Source organism: Chamaesiphon minutus PCC 6605, assembly GCF_000317145.1.
Taxonomy (GTDB): domain Bacteria; phylum Cyanobacteriota; class Cyanobacteriia; order Cyanobacteriales; family Chamaesiphonaceae; genus Chamaesiphon; species Chamaesiphon minutus.
On the sequence record NC_019697.1, the window covers coordinates 2,008,517 to 2,023,948 of the forward strand.

Here is a 15,432-nt window from a genome sequence, read left to right on the forward strand (position 1 = left end):
ATGTATAAATGCGATTCTGTTTCAGAGAGGCTATGCCAACAATATAACCATTCCGATCGCTCACCGATCTCCTCTTTATTTACAGAAAAAACTTGACAGTTTTAGCTGACTTCATTGGAATTTCATCTGCGGCTGCCAAGCTAGAAAATAGGTTTCTATTATCACATTCATGAATAAGAACGAGCTGCCCCCTACAGGCAGTCATCAATATCCTCTAACCCGTCGCAGTTTCATTCGAGGAGGTGGTATTGCCAGCGGACTGCTCCTCAGTAGTGGTATTCACAGCCTGCTATCGAGTTGTTCCCCCCAACCTTCTACTCCGACGAAGACACCCGCACAGAACACCGTAGCCCGCACCCCGAATCCGAAATTCATTCCCGATCTGGAAATTAACCTCAAGGCTGCACCGAAAACGGTTCAACTATTATCGGGACAACCAACCCAAGTTTGGTCTTATGCAGCAGAGCTGGTTAAAGGCGACCCAAACAGCTTACAAGCTATTCCCGATAGTTATTTAGGCCCGATTATTCGCGTTCGGCAAGGTCAGCGCGTTCGAGTCAACTTCCAAAACAATCTTCCCCAAGGACAGCCCAGTATCGTCCATTGGCATGGCTTGATATTGCCAGAAGACATGGATGGACATCCTCGATTTGCGATCGATCCCGGACAAACCTACGTCTATGAGTTTGAGGTCATCAATCGGGCGGGTACGAACTGGTTTCACCCTCATCCAGACCAGCTTACAGGGCAGCAAGCATACGCTGGCTTGGCAGGAGTGTTTATCGTCACAGATCCAGAAGAAGCCACTCTCAAACTACCTTCAGGTACTTACGATCTTCCGATCGTGTTGCAAGATCGTACCTTAGATGCCAATAATCAACTTCTCTATCTGAATAGCAAAATCGGTACGCCTCGTAATACTGGTATGGGCGGTATGGGCGGTATGGGCGGTATGGGCGGTATGGGCGGCATGTCACAGGGTAACTCCAGTCAGTCGAGTGGAGGCATGGATGACATGGGCGGTATGATGGGCTTCCTGGGCAAACAGCTCTTCGTCAATGGTCAGCCCGACTTTACCCTGGCTGCGGCAACGCGAGTCTACCGCCTCCGCATTCTTAATGGTTCTAACGCCCGCATCTACAAGCTAGCATGGAGTAATGGCGATCCTTTGACAGTTATTGGCACCGATGGGAGCTTACTGACTCAGCCCGTCATCCGCAAGTATGTGATGCTGGCTCCAGGCGAACGGCTCGATGTCTGGGCAGATTTTAGCAAGCTGAAAGTTGGGACTCAATTAGCTCTCAATAGTCTGGCTTTTTCTGGAGCAGAGAATGTCGATGAGAATAATATGGGCGGGATGAGTTCTAGTAATGCTCCAGAACTTGGTGCGGCGATGACCCTATTTAATGTCAAGATCGGGAGGGCAGAAACAGAAACTTTGCAGCTTCCCAGCAAACTAGCTACTCTACCCTTATTGCGTCCAGAAGATGCTACTAATGCCGCCCAGCCGCGTCCCGTTGAGCTTTCGCTCCAAGGGATGAAATGGGTAATGAATGGTAAACCATTTGAAATGAATGTGGCAACACCGCAAGAAACTGTCAAGTTAAATTCGATCGAGCAGTGGGAGATTATTAATAAACTCAACCCTGGAGCGATGATGGATGCAAAGGGGATGGCGCATCCCATCCATCTACACGGTGTGCAGTTTCAAGTCATTAGTCGCCAAGTGTTGCCAGAACTTGCCGCCGGATGGCAAACAGTCAAGGATGGCTATGTGGATGAGGGCTTCAAGGATACTGTAATGGTGATGCCAGGTGAGCGAGTCAAGCTGCTGATGAAGTTCGATAAATATAGCGGCTTATTTACCTATCATTGCCATAACTTAGAACATGAAGATGCTGGCATGATGCGAAATTATCGAATTAATACCTAAGTATTATATCCATCTCAACTACCAAAGTTTATTTACCAAAAAATCATGAGCGATCTAATTGTTGTTGGCTTCAAAGATGAGTTCAAAGCAGACGAGGTTTTAATCGAGCTGAAGAGACTCGAACTAGAGTATTTAATCGACTTGGAAGATGCGGCTGTTGTAGTCAGAAATCAAAAAGGTAAAGTTAAAATTAAGCAAGTTCAGGAACTTATTACTGATGGTGCTGTGAGTGGAGGCTATTGGGGATTGCTACTTGGCATCATATTCTTCCATCCAATCTTGGCTGTTTTAGGTGTAGCCGCTGGAGCAATTTCAGGAGCATTAACCGATGTCGGGATTGATGATAATTTTATTCGCGATATTGGTAGCACGATCGAGCCTGGAACTTCTGCCATCTTTGTGTTGATAAGAAAATCAACACCAGATAAAGTTTTGGCAGATCTAAGTAGATTTGAAGGCAAAGTTTTACGAACTTCATTATCAAAAGAAGACGAAGCAAAATTACAAGCTGCTTTAAATAAGAATGAAGTTATTGAAAACGCGAGTTCTTAAAAACTTTGAAGTTAATCTTATTTGAACAGGTAATCCACATGACCAGCAGTAAGTCTTTTCAGTTTCGCAAATTTCATCGGGCGATCGCGCTAATTATGTTACTACCATTACTACTTACAGCAATTACAGGTTCGATTTATCAAATCACAGACCTGTCTGGAAATGATGTGAAGTGGATATTGGAGTTACACAAGGGTAACATCGGCTCGCTAAAGTTAGAAACAATTTACCCATTTCTCAATGCACTAGGGTTACTCGCGTTGCTGGCTACTGGAACTTCGATGTTATTACAAACGCGGCGAACTCCAAGACGGCGGACGGAAGAAGATTAATCACGATCTCAGACAAATTGAATAACTGAGGCAAACAAATATGGAAGATCTAAATCTCAAACTCAGAGGGATGAGTTGCGTCTCCTGTGCCAACAGCATTGAGCAAGCAATTCTCGCCGTACCAGGAGTGGTCGAAGGCAACGTCAATTTTAGTAGCGATCGAGCAACCGTGCGCTACGATCCCAAACAGACTAGGATCGACACGATCGCTAAAGCAGTTGCCGATATCGGCTATGAAGCCGAAATTATCCCGTCGGATCTCGCACCTGAAGATGATTCGGAAAATATCAGACAAAGACGGCAAGAGCGAGATCTTCAGCGTCGAGTCATAATCGGGGCAACGCTCACTTTACTCCTGATGCTGGGCACATTGGGTCATTTTAATCTCAGACTGCCTGGTGCGTTAGCCGAGCTAGAAAACCCTTGGGTGCAGCTAGTTCTGGCAACACCCGTTCAGTTTTGGGTAGGCAAAGAATTTCACCAGTCGGCGTGGAAGGCATTTCGCCATCGCACTGCTGATATGAATACCCTGATTTCGCTCGGTACGAATATCGCTTTTTTCTATTCGTTATGGATAACGATAAATCCTAATTATTTCACAGATCGAGGCTTGTTAGCCCAAGTCTATTATGAAGTGTCGGCGGCGATCGTCACTTTGACACTATTAGGACGGTGGTTAGAAAATCGCGCTAAGGGCGCAACTTCAACCGCAATTCAAGCTCTAATGGGGCTACAAGCCAAAACAGCGCGGGTGGTAAGAGATAATGTCGAAATGGACATTCCGATCGGCGAAGTCGCACTGGCTGATATTGTCATCGTGCGCCCTGGTGAAAAAATCCCCGTCGATGGGCGAGTTTTATCGGGATATTCTACTGTCGATGAATCGATGCTGACTGGTGAGAGTTTGCCAGTTGCCAAACAAGTCGGCGATGAAGTTGTCGGCGCAACGCTCAATAAGATGGGCAGCTTTCAATTTCGGGCGACCAAAATCGGTAAAGATACCGCGTTGGCGCAGATCGTCAAACTAGTTCAGCAAGCCCAGAATTCTAAAGCTCCGATCCAAAAGCTTGCCGATAATATTACTAGCTGGTTCGTACCAGTAATTATCGCGATCGCCATTAGCACTTTTGTCATCTGGTTTCTAGCGATCGGTAATTTTACGCTTTCGATCGTTACGATGGTTGGCGTATTAATTATCGCCTGTCCCTGCGCTTTAGGTCTAGCAACGCCCACATCAGTGACTGTCGGCATCGGCAAAGGGGCAGAACATGGCATCCTGATTAAAGGGGCAGAAAGTCTAGAACTCGCTCGCAAAATCCAAACGATCGTGCTGGATAAGACGGGTACGATTACTCAGGGTAAGCCAGTTGTCACCGACACTACCTCGATCCTGGATCTGATTCCCAATAGTCCAGGTGTTGTAGATCCACTGACTTTATGGCGATCGATCGGTGCTTTAGAAAGCAACTCCGAACATCCTCTAGCTGAAGCCTTGTTGCAATATGCCCGCGAACGCAGTAAAGATGCCCAATTACCTACTGTCGATCGATTTGAAGCGATCGCGGGTAGCGGCGTTAAAGGAAGCGTCGAAGGGCGGGAAGTTTCGATCGGCACCCAACGCTGGTTCGATGAAATGGGACTCGATTCGTCGGCATTCCAAGCCGAGCAACAAGCCTTAGAAAATGCTGGGAAAACTGTGGTTTTTGCGGCTGTTGATGGGCATTTACAATCCGCGATCGCGGTTGCCGATACTGTCAAACCCAACTCTGCTAAAGCAGTTCAAACCTTGCAGAAAATGGGCATCGAAGTAATCATGCTCACTGGCGATAATCAGCGTACCGCCAAAGCGATCGCCGATCGAGTCGGGATTAAACGTGTCCTCGCTGAAGTCCGCCCCGACCAAAAAGCGCAAATGATTCAGACTTTGCAAGTGCAAGAGAAAAAAATTGTAGCAATGGTGGGAGACGGCATTAATGATGCCCCAGCTTTGGCTCAGGCTGATGTCGGGATGGCGATCGGCACTGGCACGGATGTCGCGATCGCCGCAAGTGATATTACGCTGATTTCGGGAGACTTACAGGGGATTGTGACGGCAATTCGGCTCAGTCGTGCCACGATGCAAAATATTCAGCAGAATCTATTTTGGGCATTCGGTTACAATGTGCTGGGCATCCCGTTGGCTGCGGGAATCTTGTTCCCATTTACTGGCTGGTTGCTCAATCCGGCGATTGCAGGCGCGGCGATGGCATTTAGTTCGATTTCAGTCGTCCTCAATGCTTTGAGATTACAAGGAGTGAAAATATGAAACTGGCAGCAATCTCGATTGGGGCAATGCTCTCGATCCTTCCAATAAGCGGCTACTTCGGCTACGCTCAGTACAAGCCCGTCAACGCTCAAATGGGTGAAGGATCTCCAATGCAAATGCAGCCTTCGGCCTCAGACCGCTCGTTTCGTCAGATCGAACAGCCCTTACCCATCAAAGTTGGCGTAGTTCTCGGCGGAATGACGCTGATTGGTGCCGAACTCTGGTGGTTTCTGGGACGCAAACAACAGAAACAACAAGCGACTCAAAGTAATGGGGTGCAAGAGGTATTAGTAACAGTTGATGGTGGCTATCGTCCCGATCGAGTTGTTGTGAATAATGGTGAACCCGTGCGGTTGTCGTTTCATCGATTAGACAGTAATTCTTGTCTGGATGAAGTGTTAATTCCTGACTTTGGAATTAGCACTCGTTTACCTGTCGGGCAAACAACAACTGTCGAATTCACGCCAACTAAAGTAGGTGAATATGCCTTTACTTGTGGAATGAGAATGTTTCGAGGAGTAATTGAAGTCACCGCAACGTAATGTCGCAGTTACTCAATCGAGGAGAACATAATTTACGTTCTCTATTGTCATAACGGCACTCTGGTTTTATCGTTTCTCAACAGCATAAGGTATGACACACAACCACGGCAGCGAACATACGCACGGTACCGGAAATTACAATCGCGCCTTTATCATAAGTGTCACTCTAAATACTTTATTTGTCGCGATCGAAGCATTTTATGGGATTGCGGCGAATTCATTAGCTTTACTTGCAGATGCAGGACATAATTTAAGTGATGTGCTGGGGTTACTATTAGCTTGGGGAGCGAGTTTATTGTCGCAACGACAAGCTACCGAACGACGCACCTTTGGATTGCTTCGATCGTCGATTCTTGCCGCCTTGTTTAATGCCATGTTTCTATTAGTCATCTCTGGTGGCGTGGGTTGGGAGGCGATTCTGCGGTTTCGCGACCCCGCGCCTGTCTCTGGCAGAACGCTAATTGTAGTGGCAGCGATCGGGATTGTCATCAATACCCTTAGTGCCTTGATGTTTCTAGCCGGACGGAAGCGGGATTTAAATATTCGCGGCGCATTTTTACATTTGATGGCAGATGCGGCAGTGTCGGCAGGAGTTGTCTTCGCAGGCTTGGCGATTGTCTTTACTGGAGAGCTTTGGTTCGATCCCGCAGTGAGTTTACTAGTGACAGTCGTTATTGTGGTCGGTACTTGGCAATTGTTGCGCGATGCGCTCAACCTGATTACGGATGCAGTCCCAGCAGGCATCGAACCTTTAGCCGTCCGTACCTACTTAGCAGAACGTCCGGGCGTTGCGGAAGTTCACGATTTACATATTTGGAGTATGAGCACCACAGAAGCTGCGCTGATGGTTCATTTGCTCGTACCTACTGGTCATCCTGGAGATGCGTTTCTCGCACAGATTTACCGCGATCTCCACGAAAATTTTGGCATCGAACACGCTACAATCCAGATCGAACTTGGAGATTCAGGACAAGCTTGCGCTCTGGCTCCAGAAAATGTAGTTTGACCTTTCGATCGTTGATGTTTGAGTAGGATTTACAGAATGTTGTCACTGAAATCTTGCTGTTACTATATCTCTATGATGGCGTTTCGTAGCTAATTCGCCAACACCGGAACTTAGGCATCTAAAGCTTTCAGGGCGGTTGAAATGCTCTAAAAAAATAGCTAGTCTAGGAGAGCTGTCTTGGCGATCTTAGTCATCGCACGATGGTCTGCACCAAACTTACAAATTGCATCACAATGTTGACGCAGATCTGCAAAGAGAATGTATTGCATTGAGACATTTTGCTGTTCGATCGATGGGCGTTTAAGCTGACGAATAACCTCCTGTTCTCTTCGATCGGGCACAACTAAAAAAAGCGTTCTGAGATCGTGTGGGCATGAGACAGCCAGATCGCTCAATCTCAAGATTCCAGAATAAATTGAGGTGCTTTTTTCAACTTCAAATGCGCCGATAACTTGGTTGGTTCCTTTGGCTAGCCACAATACATCAATTAAGCTAATCGTATTAAATGTATCTCGATCGATCTCCATTTTTGGTAAACAGGGAATGCAGATAAATGAAAATTTATCATCCTGATACGCCTTAGATCGATCGTTACTGGCAACCACAACGTCATAGCCTAAAGCACGACCGATTTTGAGCAAATGATATTGCATTTCTGTATGCACATCTATCTCTTGTTGCTCTGACATAACCTCGGCATGGCGTTTTTTGAGTAATTTTTCAACTTTACTTTGTTGGGTTTCATCTAGTGCTGAAGATCCTTCAATTAGCAGTTTATTTGCACCGATCTCGAATAATAATCCAGCGATTGCCCCTAAATCGGTGGATAACTCATTGCGATATTGAGTATTAACTTGCAGCATCACTTCTCGCATTCTTAGATAACTTTCCCAAGAGCCTAGTTTTATCTTCTCATTGAATAGGAGGTTAAATCCATTGACGATTGCTGTATTAAATGGCGGGAGTATCGTTGGATGTAGGAAATAGAGAATATTAGCAACTGAAGGCCCTAATCCCTTAATGTTTCTTGATGATAGTTTGATGATTTCTTTGATAAGTTGCTCTTCTTTAGTTGTATTCAAACAACTTTCCAAAAATTGACCAAAGGCAACTTTGTTTACTTCAGTCTCATAAATATCGGGAATGCGGAGTTTAGGTTTCCAATAAAATGGATGCGCTGCACCCTCAAAAACTTGCTTTTGCTCGGTGATGCAGGTTAGCACAAATTCCAAGGACGAGCCTTTAAAGTCATTACCGAACCTGCCATTTTTGATATCTTGAGTTACATTCAGTACACCGCGACGGATCGATCGAAATGCTTTCAAGCGATCTTCATTGTTGATAAACCAAGTATTGTAGACAGATTCAGAGTCTTGTTTATATTGACGCACAATACTTAGTAAATCAGTCATCTACACGGCAACCTTACATGAAAAATTATAATGTTCGTTCCATTCCTACTACTCATTATGACTTAGAACGTACACAGAGACTAATCGTGAGAAGACATATTGACTCGATCCAATTCTTCAGATAACGCTTTTTGATAAACCTTGGAGAGCATGGGTGTGATTGAATTATTTTCCGTGCCGTAGCCGAGGCTCGTCCAAGTACCAGACAAAAGCTGTAAAACCCGATTCAATTTCCCCTGCTTCAGCAGATCTGCGATATCTGCTCCCCAAGCATGACGATCTATCAGCCAAGCATAGACCACTTCATCTTGTGACTGTGGCTCAAAATTGTCAGGATTTCCAGTTAAAGATTTTGATTGTTTGGAGCGATACTGCTTCACCTTTTCCAGCCAGGTAGAAGTAAGAACTTGATAGCGACCTGCTGCTGTACTACATTCGCCTTGATGAGGGCCAGAAACAATTGTGATACATTGGTTCGGATGACGACTCAGATCGGTGAAATGCTTACCACCATACAGAAGAGTGTAAGGATTGGTATCTTTAGCTTCGCTTGTGGAAATAGTTCGCATTAATGCTCTAACATAAGGGTTCCCACCTGTCATCACTAACGGCGGAATAGAGTTAGTATCTTTGAGTTGGGATGTTTTTTGTTTATCAAACCCAGACCAGATAGTGATTAGTAAGAATAGAATAAATAATCCGCCAAATATCACTTTTCGCTTGAATTGTTTTGATTTGCTATAACCTACAGATTTTTCTGGATTTAAAAAGTATTCTTTAATACCGATTGCTTTGCGGAATCGATCTAATAAAAAGTGAAACCAAATGATTAACAAGCCATTATTTAGCATTTAGCTTGTCTCCATAATTCTATAAGTCGATAATCATGCCCAATTTCAACACTCATAAGCTGAAAAACTCTTCCGCAGCCGTTGGATGAATACCGATCGTTTCATTGAAATCTGCTTTTGTTACACCCTTTTTAATGGCAAGAGCCAGACACTGAATAATCTCAGCAGCGTATTCACCCACCATATGTGCGCCCAGCACCCGATCTGAATTGCCATCAACCACTAACTTCATCAGGGTTTTCTGTTCTGGTACGGCGATGCTGTCGAAAAGTGGTTGAAACTTGGAGGAATAGCAGCGGACAGCTTCACCAAATTTTTCCCGTGCTTGAGCTTCAGTTAAACCGATAGTCGCGGCTTCAGGTTGGGATGAAACTGCTTTAGGAATAAATTCATAACTTATAGTTCTGGATTTATTTCCAAACACTGTATCGGCAAAAGCACGACCTGTGGCAATGGCTACTGGAGTCCAATGAGGTCGATTAGTACAATCGCCAACCGCAAAAATGTGCGGTTGGTTGGTGCAACTAGATTCATCTACTCCAACCGCTCCTTGCGTGACTTCCACGCCTGCATTCTCCAAACCGAGGCTACTCACATTCGGAACGCGACCCGTAACACATAGAACGGTATCTACAGTTAAAGTATCTTGGCTGTCTCCTGACAAACTGACATTTAAACTAGCTTCTACTCGTTCGATTTTTTCGACGCTGGTATTGCAAAGAACTCGAACTCCATTCTTTATCAAGCCATCGCGAACGGTAGTACGCAGATCTTCGTCATAGCCTGGTAAAACACAGTCTTCCGCCACTATAAGAGTGACTTTGGAGAGCGAACCATTCATACTTCCAGCAAACTTTATGGCAATTTGGTCGCTGCCGACGATGAGCAGATGTTCGGGTTGCTGCTTGAGTTCAAACATTTGGCGCGACGTGATGGCATACTCGATCCCTGGAATGTTTGGCTTGGTAGCTTCCCCACCGACTGCAATCAGAATTTTGTCAGCAGTAATGCGTCGTCCCCCAACATCTAAAGTATGAGCATCTAAGAATTTGCTGTGTCCTTTGACTAATTCGACTCCTGCTGTTTGAAGGTGCTGAATATGCAATTGGCTCAGATGTTCGATGGCGCGGTCTTTGGCTGCCATAAATTTATGCCAGTCAAATCGCTCGTTAACTTTATTCCAGCCATACTCGTCAGCATCTTCCAAAACGTGGGAAAAACTAGCCGCATAGGACAGTAGTTTTTCAGGAATACAGCCATGAACGACACAGGTACCACCTACCCGATCTCGTTCGGCAATTGCTACATGAAACCCATATTCAGCAGCTCGTCTGGCAGCACTAATGCCTCCAGGCCCCGCCCCAATCACAAACAGATCGTAATCAAATTTCATAATGATTAAATAAAATAAGTTCTTATTTGAATCGTTAATATCAATTTTTGTTGATATTACTATGAGTCTGACAGCCCTGAATGAAATTGAGATGAAAGCCATCAGTCTATCTTATAAATATGAACCCATCTATTTCGATCTGTGTAATAGCATTAATAAATGAAATCATGATGAAATCATCTCGATCGGCGTTACACGGAAAATGAAAATTCTTCCTCTGTCGATGGTATAATTCTTAGTTCATTTGATAGATTTAGTTGAAAGTAAATTTCAAAAGGATTAGTCATAACTTTTTTAAAATGAGTTATTAGAAATAAATTAATTTCATAAGTCATACGTATTTTTAATCTAAAATAGAAAGTAGTCGATTTGCACGATTGAACGATTGCTTGAGTTTTCATAACGATCTAAGTCATCGATAATAATGTTGTATCGCTGCGATCTGACTCGAACCGTTCACAAACAGATTACGATCGCAAATTTAGATCGGGTAAATATAATCTTCGCTTAGATAAACGACCTGTACTGCCGATCGCTACGTAACGATCGATCGTCAGTTCGTAAATATCAGTAATGAAAGGAGTCATAATGAACATACTAATGGTATTAACCTCACACGACAGGCTTGGTAATACGGGCAAAAAAACGGGTTTCTGGCTCGAAGAATTTACCGCTCCCTACTACGCATTTAAAGACGCAGGTGCGACGATTACGCTAGCTTCACCGCGTGGTGGGCAGCCACCGCTCGACCCCAAGAGCGATACCCCAGATGCTCAAACTAAGGACACGCAACGCTTTAAGGCAGATCCCACTGCTCAAGCTGCGCTCGCGCACACACTCAAATTAAGCGAGGTTGCTGCTGCTGATTTCGATGCAGTGTTTTACCCTGGCGGACATGGCCCGCTGTGGGACTTAGCTGAAGATCCAGTCTCAATCGATCTCATCGAGTTCATGCTAGCCGCAGGTAAACCAGTCGCCCTAGTTTGTCATGCTCCAGGCGTACTCCGTGATGTCAAGACCCTTGACGGCTCTCCCATCGTCCAAGGTAAGGCAGTCACAGGTTTTACCAATACCGAGGAGCAGGCAGCCGGATTGACCGAAATCGTTCCCTTCCTGGTCGAGGATATGCTCGTGCAAAACGGTGGGCATTATTCCAAAGTAGCCGACTGGCAGCCCTATGTCCTCAAAGATGGTTTGCTGATTACCGGACAAAACCCCGCATCTTCCGAGCCAGCCGCCAAGGAACTACTCGAACAGCTCAGTTTGCTTACCACCGTTAAATAATCTTCTTGAAACTACTTGCTTACATAAATTTTTAAGCAGCTCAATCTCTGCCAGTTCGCGTCGATCGAGTCTAGATTAGACTCGATCGACGTGACAAAATCATAAAGACTCCGAGCGGTTACAAGTTGCGATCGGATAAACCATAGTATGCCGTTTCAAGGGTCGCAGACCAATCTGAACCCAGCCGCGAAAACACCGATCTAAGCAAGCGGTCGAGCATCGAGCGATCTTTTAGATGGTACCAAACAATAATATTGACAATCCGCAATTACTGGAGGGCATCAGCGTCCACTCCCTGATGTGAATACAACTAGAACATTCACAGCTCCTAATTTATAAGGATGACTTGCCAATCAACCTTCGGGATGAAAATGTAAGTGATGGTGCGGACTTTGGGTAGTTAGATTGGGTGAATGTGCGTGTGAATGTTGTTCCTCATCGTGAAGATGCTCGTGTTCGTGCCACAGCCCACCTGGTAAATCGGTGAGTTTCCACGGCTTGAAAGCTAGATATACCAACACTAATAATCCAGCACCGATTAAACTAGTGTAGAAAAAATTATGCGTTGGCGAATTGCTACCCATCCAACCCGCTAGTGGATAAGCTAACGCCCACCATAAATGACTCCAGGCAAAATGGGCACCATAAACCCTTCCCTGCACTTCAACTGCAACTCGATCGGCTATTAACGTTTGAGTGGGCACATTCACCAGCGTTTGTCCGATACCCGCGATCGCCCACAGCACCAATAATCCGCCCAAATTCACGAGATTGGCAGGTAATAACGCCAGCGTAATCAGCACGGTGCCCATACTCGTCAATAAGATGGGACTGAACTTTTGCGAGAAATTACCCAAACCGATCGATGCGATCGTTGCCCCGATCCCAAATGCCGCCATCACCCAGCCATATTCAATCTTGCCAAACTGGAGTACCCCTTGGACGTAACCGACTGTATTAACGAGAATTTCTGCCCCCGCGATCGCCGCCACTAATTGCAGTACCAGTGCATAGCGAATCGGCGGATCGAGGAATAGGCAAACCGTACCCAGCCGAATATCTTCTAAAGTTCGGTTGACGGTTCTAGCCGTCTGTTGGTGCTGATTCACCATTAGTTGTCCGGGCAGTGTCACGATAAGGATTGTCGCGATTAAAAAGGTGATGCCATCGAGAAAAAACACTTGTCTGGTACCGATAAATGCCGCGATACTGCCAGCTAAACCAGGCCCTAACACGCCCAAAAGCTGATAAGTGGCACTGGATAAGGCGATCGCCCCAGATCGCTCTGCTTCGGTCGTTACCAGTGGAATGGTGGCAGTGTAAGTCGGTGCGAAGAACGCATAAAACACATTGAGCGACAGCACGATCGCGTAAATTTGCCAGATCTGAGTGACAAACGGCAACAGACAGACGATCGCCATTCGTGCCAAGTGAGTTGTTACCATCAACCATTTACGATCGACTCGATCGGCGATCGCCCCAGCAATCGGCGACAATATGACAAACGCCGTCACCCGCAATGTGAGTGCCCCAGCTAAAACCGTTCCAGCTTGTGCTCCGGCTAACTCAAACGCCAACAATGCCAAACCTAACCAAGTCAGCGCGTCGCCAACGAGATTGATGGTTTGAGCCAGATACAATCTGGCAAAGATCGGATTGTTCAATCCTTGCAGCCAGTGAGGAAGTTGTTTCATGTCGATCGTTGGCGCAGCCTACCGTTAGGTAATCGTTGATGCTTGAGTCGGATTTACAGAATGTTGTCGCTACAGTCTTACTTTTACTATATCTTTTGTAGAATCCATTAGATCTCTGAAATAAGGAATAATCGATCTAATCGCGATGGTTTAAATTTGAATTTGTATTCTTCAATGCGGCTTGCCATTGGTCTGTCTGAAAAGGTATCAACATTCTTACATCAGGATTAGGTAGTCCAATTTCAGCCGCCTTCAAAGCAGCAACGATCGCCTGTCTAACTTGAGAAGTGGTGGCGACAAAATCCGATCGCTGCGAGTCCGTCCAGAACCGAGCTTCAATGACAATATCGTCTTGTCCCAAGTCCCGAACGCGGATCGAAGCAGCGGGTTCTGTCAGCACACCATCGGTTGCCTGAACCGCTGCTCGAACAACATCGATCGCCTGTGGCAGATCGGTATCATAGCCAATGAATAGAGTCACACTGCCCCGACGAGTGGATGCGGCTGTGTTGTTGACGATCCGCGAGGTGAACACTTCGGCATTAGGAACCAGCACCACTCGACCATCATAGGTACGGAGTTGCGTCGCTCTGAGATCGATCCGTTCGACATTACCTTCTGTTTCCCCCACAATAATTTGGTCGCCTAACTCAAACGGACGCAACACCAAAATCGAGATGCCGCTGATAAAATTAGAGAGAATGTCTTTGAGGGCAAAACCGAGTGCCAAACTGGTTAATCCTAAGCCTGTAGCAACGGCTTGCGGATCGAAGCCAAAGGCATCGATCGCGACGATGAACCCTAAGATCCAAATCGCATAATAAGCGACCTGTTTAATCAGATTTTCAACCGTCAGGTCTTCGACAATCCGTCGGAAGATGAACCGCATCAACCAGCGAACGAAGGTGGCAATCGCCCAAAATAATCCGAGCGTCAACAAGGCGGCAAGGGCGCGGGGAATAATGACAATAGCAGATTCGATCGATCGTCCGAAAGCAGTTTCAATTGAGGATTGGACTTCTGCGGCAAATCGACCACCTGGAGAAAGTCGGCGTTTACTCGCTCGTTCTAAGGCTGTGTCGATCGCTTGCGACCATTGCGTTGCCAAGACATTCACTGTCGTTAGGTTATCTTGAGCATCCGTCTGTGTCACTGTTACTACTGGAACACCTGCGATCGCGATCGTCCGATCGGTTGTATTCGCATTTGTTGACTCGATCCGAGGCGTGGCAATCGCATCGGGATTTTCTAGCAAGCGATTCATCCGCTGCTCGATTTGTCGGGCGCGTGCCGTCGCATCTAGTCCCCCAACTACCCCAACCCGAAATACGGCTCGTCCGTCCAGACGCACCGTTACCCGTTCGGACTGTGCTACTACTGAAGGAAGGAACAGCAAGATCGCTAGCAAAGTCGCGATCGTTTTCAGCAAGAATCGTTTGAATGCAGCGTTCACTATAATAATTTTTGACTACATTAATAGCTCTGTCCAGAATATAAATCGATCGCTTGACTCAGCCTCTGTAAGACATTTAAGCTTTTCACCTCTTCATTTTATCTTGAAGGCTTGCTTAAATAATCGGGGCATTGTAGAATAAATTAATAATATATGAGCAAGTGCTTACTTATATTTTGAGCGGATTCAGCCATGAATAAATACTTAGGTTCTGACCCTTCAATGACGCTGGGTGAAGCAATCCAGAACATGCGGGCATCGGAGCCGGAAGACTTTGCAACCCAAGCGTCAGCAGATATCATGCAGTCATTAGAACAACATGATGCCGTCCATATCTTGTTCGATCTGGGTACCTCCATTCAGGATGAGATTGCTGCACACATCTGGATGATGTTAGCCACAACCGCGAATGTGAGCCAAATGCACCGCGCTGTTGCCACTCAAGAACATCGCAGTGTTTTAGCGGGAATCGGACATTTCCAGTTGCTGGGAATCTGGTGTGTGAGCCTACCGCGCATTATCGGGATCTTTTTCAAAAGCTGGCGGATGAAACGGAAAATCGCCGTAGAAGATCTGTCTGCGCTCAAAGAACAATCTATTTTGGTAATTCGCCAAGAACACGGTATTGTGCTGTAAATGTGTCTCACCACGCACTAAAAACCCACAACACATCGC

13 protein-coding genes are annotated in these 15,432 nt (G+C 45.9%); 8 read left to right on the top strand and 5 right to left on the bottom strand.

Annotation, left to right across the window (positions count from 1 at the left end; genetic code table 11):
- Nucleotides 1–169 precede the first annotated feature (169 nt).
- The 6 genes from CHA6605_RS09305 to CHA6605_RS09330 all read left to right on the top strand — a co-directional run bounded on the left by CHA6605_RS09305 (nucleotide 170) and on the right by CHA6605_RS09330 (nucleotide 6,670).
- Nucleotides 170–1,933, top strand: coding sequence for a multicopper oxidase family protein (locus tag CHA6605_RS09305; protein ID WP_015159218.1), 1,764 nt, complete (start codon nucleotides 170–172; stop codon nucleotides 1,931–1,933).
- 45 nt (nucleotides 1,934–1,978) lie between these two features.
- Entirely contained in the window at nucleotides 1,979–2,485 is a 507-nt protein-coding gene (locus CHA6605_RS09310) for a DUF1269 domain-containing protein (RefSeq protein WP_015159219.1), read from the top strand.
- Nucleotides 2,486–2,523: 38 nt separating this feature from the next.
- Nucleotides 2,524–2,817, top strand: coding sequence for a hypothetical protein (locus CHA6605_RS09315; protein WP_015159220.1), 294 nt, complete (start codon nucleotides 2,524–2,526; stop codon nucleotides 2,815–2,817).
- A gap of 40 nt (nucleotides 2,818–2,857) precedes the next feature.
- Nucleotides 2,858–5,122, top strand: coding sequence for a heavy metal translocating P-type ATPase (locus CHA6605_RS09320; protein WP_015159221.1), 2,265 nt, complete (start codon nucleotides 2,858–2,860; stop codon nucleotides 5,120–5,122).
- A complete protein-coding gene (locus tag CHA6605_RS09325; protein ID WP_015159222.1) occupies nucleotides 5,119–5,664 on the top strand; it encodes a cupredoxin domain-containing protein in 546 nt (181 codons plus the stop codon). Before CHA6605_RS09320 ends, CHA6605_RS09325 begins: the two co-directional genes overlap by 4 nt.
- Before the next feature lie 91 nt (nucleotides 5,665–5,755).
- Nucleotides 5,756–6,670, top strand: a complete 915-nt coding sequence (locus CHA6605_RS09330) for a cation diffusion facilitator family transporter (protein ID WP_015159223.1) — start codon at nucleotides 5,756–5,758, stop codon at nucleotides 6,668–6,670.
- 158 nt (nucleotides 6,671–6,828) lie between these two features.
- Here the strand turns inward: CHA6605_RS09330 and CHA6605_RS09335 are convergent, their stop codons facing one another.
- The 3 genes from CHA6605_RS09335 to gorA all read right to left on the bottom strand — a co-directional run bounded on the left by CHA6605_RS09335 (nucleotide 6,829) and on the right by gorA (nucleotide 10,326).
- Entirely contained in the window at nucleotides 6,829–8,082 is a 1,254-nt protein-coding gene (locus tag CHA6605_RS09335) for a hypothetical protein (protein ID WP_015159224.1), read from the bottom strand.
- Between the two features lie 80 nt (nucleotides 8,083–8,162).
- On the bottom strand, nucleotides 8,163–8,933 hold the full coding sequence (locus CHA6605_RS09340; protein WP_015159225.1) for a glycoside hydrolase family 24 protein: 771 nt from the start codon (nucleotides 8,931–8,933) through the stop codon (nucleotides 8,163–8,165).
- A 52-nt stretch (nucleotides 8,934–8,985) separates the two neighbouring features.
- Complete coding sequence (gene gorA, locus CHA6605_RS09345) at nucleotides 8,986–10,326, bottom strand: glutathione-disulfide reductase (RefSeq protein WP_015159226.1); 1,341 nt, start codon at nucleotides 10,324–10,326, stop codon at nucleotides 8,986–8,988.
- Nucleotides 10,327–10,914: 588 nt separating this feature from the next.
- Between gorA and CHA6605_RS09355 the strand changes: the two genes are divergently transcribed.
- Nucleotides 10,915–11,610: a type 1 glutamine amidotransferase domain-containing protein gene (locus CHA6605_RS09355; RefSeq protein WP_015159229.1), complete on the top strand. Its 696-nt coding sequence runs from the start codon at nucleotides 10,915–10,917 to the stop codon at nucleotides 11,608–11,610.
- A 353-nt stretch (nucleotides 11,611–11,963) separates the two neighbouring features.
- Here the strand turns inward: CHA6605_RS09355 and CHA6605_RS09360 are convergent, their stop codons facing one another.
- Entirely contained in the window at nucleotides 11,964–13,304 is a 1,341-nt protein-coding gene (locus CHA6605_RS09360; RefSeq protein WP_015159230.1) for an MFS transporter, read from the bottom strand.
- A 136-nt stretch (nucleotides 13,305–13,440) separates the two neighbouring features.
- Entirely contained in the window at nucleotides 13,441–14,757 is a 1,317-nt protein-coding gene (locus CHA6605_RS09365; RefSeq protein WP_015159231.1) for a mechanosensitive ion channel family protein, read from the bottom strand.
- A gap of 192 nt (nucleotides 14,758–14,949) precedes the next feature.
- On the opposite strand from CHA6605_RS09365, the gene CHA6605_RS09370 reads away from it, so the two are divergent.
- A complete protein-coding gene (locus CHA6605_RS09370) occupies nucleotides 14,950–15,393 on the top strand; it encodes a hypothetical protein (protein WP_015159232.1) in 444 nt (147 codons plus the stop codon).
- The last annotated feature ends 39 nt before the right edge of the window (nucleotides 15,394–15,432 follow it).

Bases quoted from the DNA above. Each gene is read 5' to 3' on its own strand.
- CHA6605_RS09305 (WP_015159218.1), top strand. From the start codon at position 170: ATGAATAAGAACGAGCTGCCCCCTACAGGCAGTCATCAATATCCTCTA.
- CHA6605_RS09330 (WP_015159223.1), top strand. From the start codon at position 5,756: ATGACACACAACCACGGCAGCGAACATACGCACGGTACCGGAAATTAC.
- CHA6605_RS09370 (WP_015159232.1), top strand. From the start codon at position 14,950: ATGAATAAATACTTAGGTTCTGACCCTTCAATGACGCTGGGTGAAGCA.
- CHA6605_RS09335 (WP_015159224.1), bottom strand. From the start codon at position 8,082: ATGACTGATTTACTAAGTATTGTGCGTCAATATAAACAAGACTCTGAA.
- CHA6605_RS09360 (WP_015159230.1), bottom strand. From the start codon at position 13,304: ATGAAACAACTTCCTCACTGGCTGCAAGGATTGAACAATCCGATCTTT.
- CHA6605_RS09310 (WP_015159219.1), top strand. From the start codon at position 1,979: ATGAGCGATCTAATTGTTGTTGGCTTCAAAGATGAGTTCAAAGCAGAC.
- CHA6605_RS09315 (WP_015159220.1), top strand. From the start codon at position 2,524: ATGACCAGCAGTAAGTCTTTTCAGTTTCGCAAATTTCATCGGGCGATC.
- gorA (WP_015159226.1), bottom strand. From the start codon at position 10,326: ATGAAATTTGATTACGATCTGTTTGTGATTGGGGCGGGGCCTGGAGGC.
- CHA6605_RS09320 (WP_015159221.1), top strand. From the start codon at position 2,858: ATGGAAGATCTAAATCTCAAACTCAGAGGGATGAGTTGCGTCTCCTGT.
- CHA6605_RS09355 (WP_015159229.1), top strand. From the start codon at position 10,915: ATGAACATACTAATGGTATTAACCTCACACGACAGGCTTGGTAATACG.
- CHA6605_RS09340 (WP_015159225.1), bottom strand. From the start codon at position 8,933: ATGCTAAATAATGGCTTGTTAATCATTTGGTTTCACTTTTTATTAGAT.
- CHA6605_RS09325 (WP_015159222.1), top strand. From the start codon at position 5,119: ATGAAACTGGCAGCAATCTCGATTGGGGCAATGCTCTCGATCCTTCCA.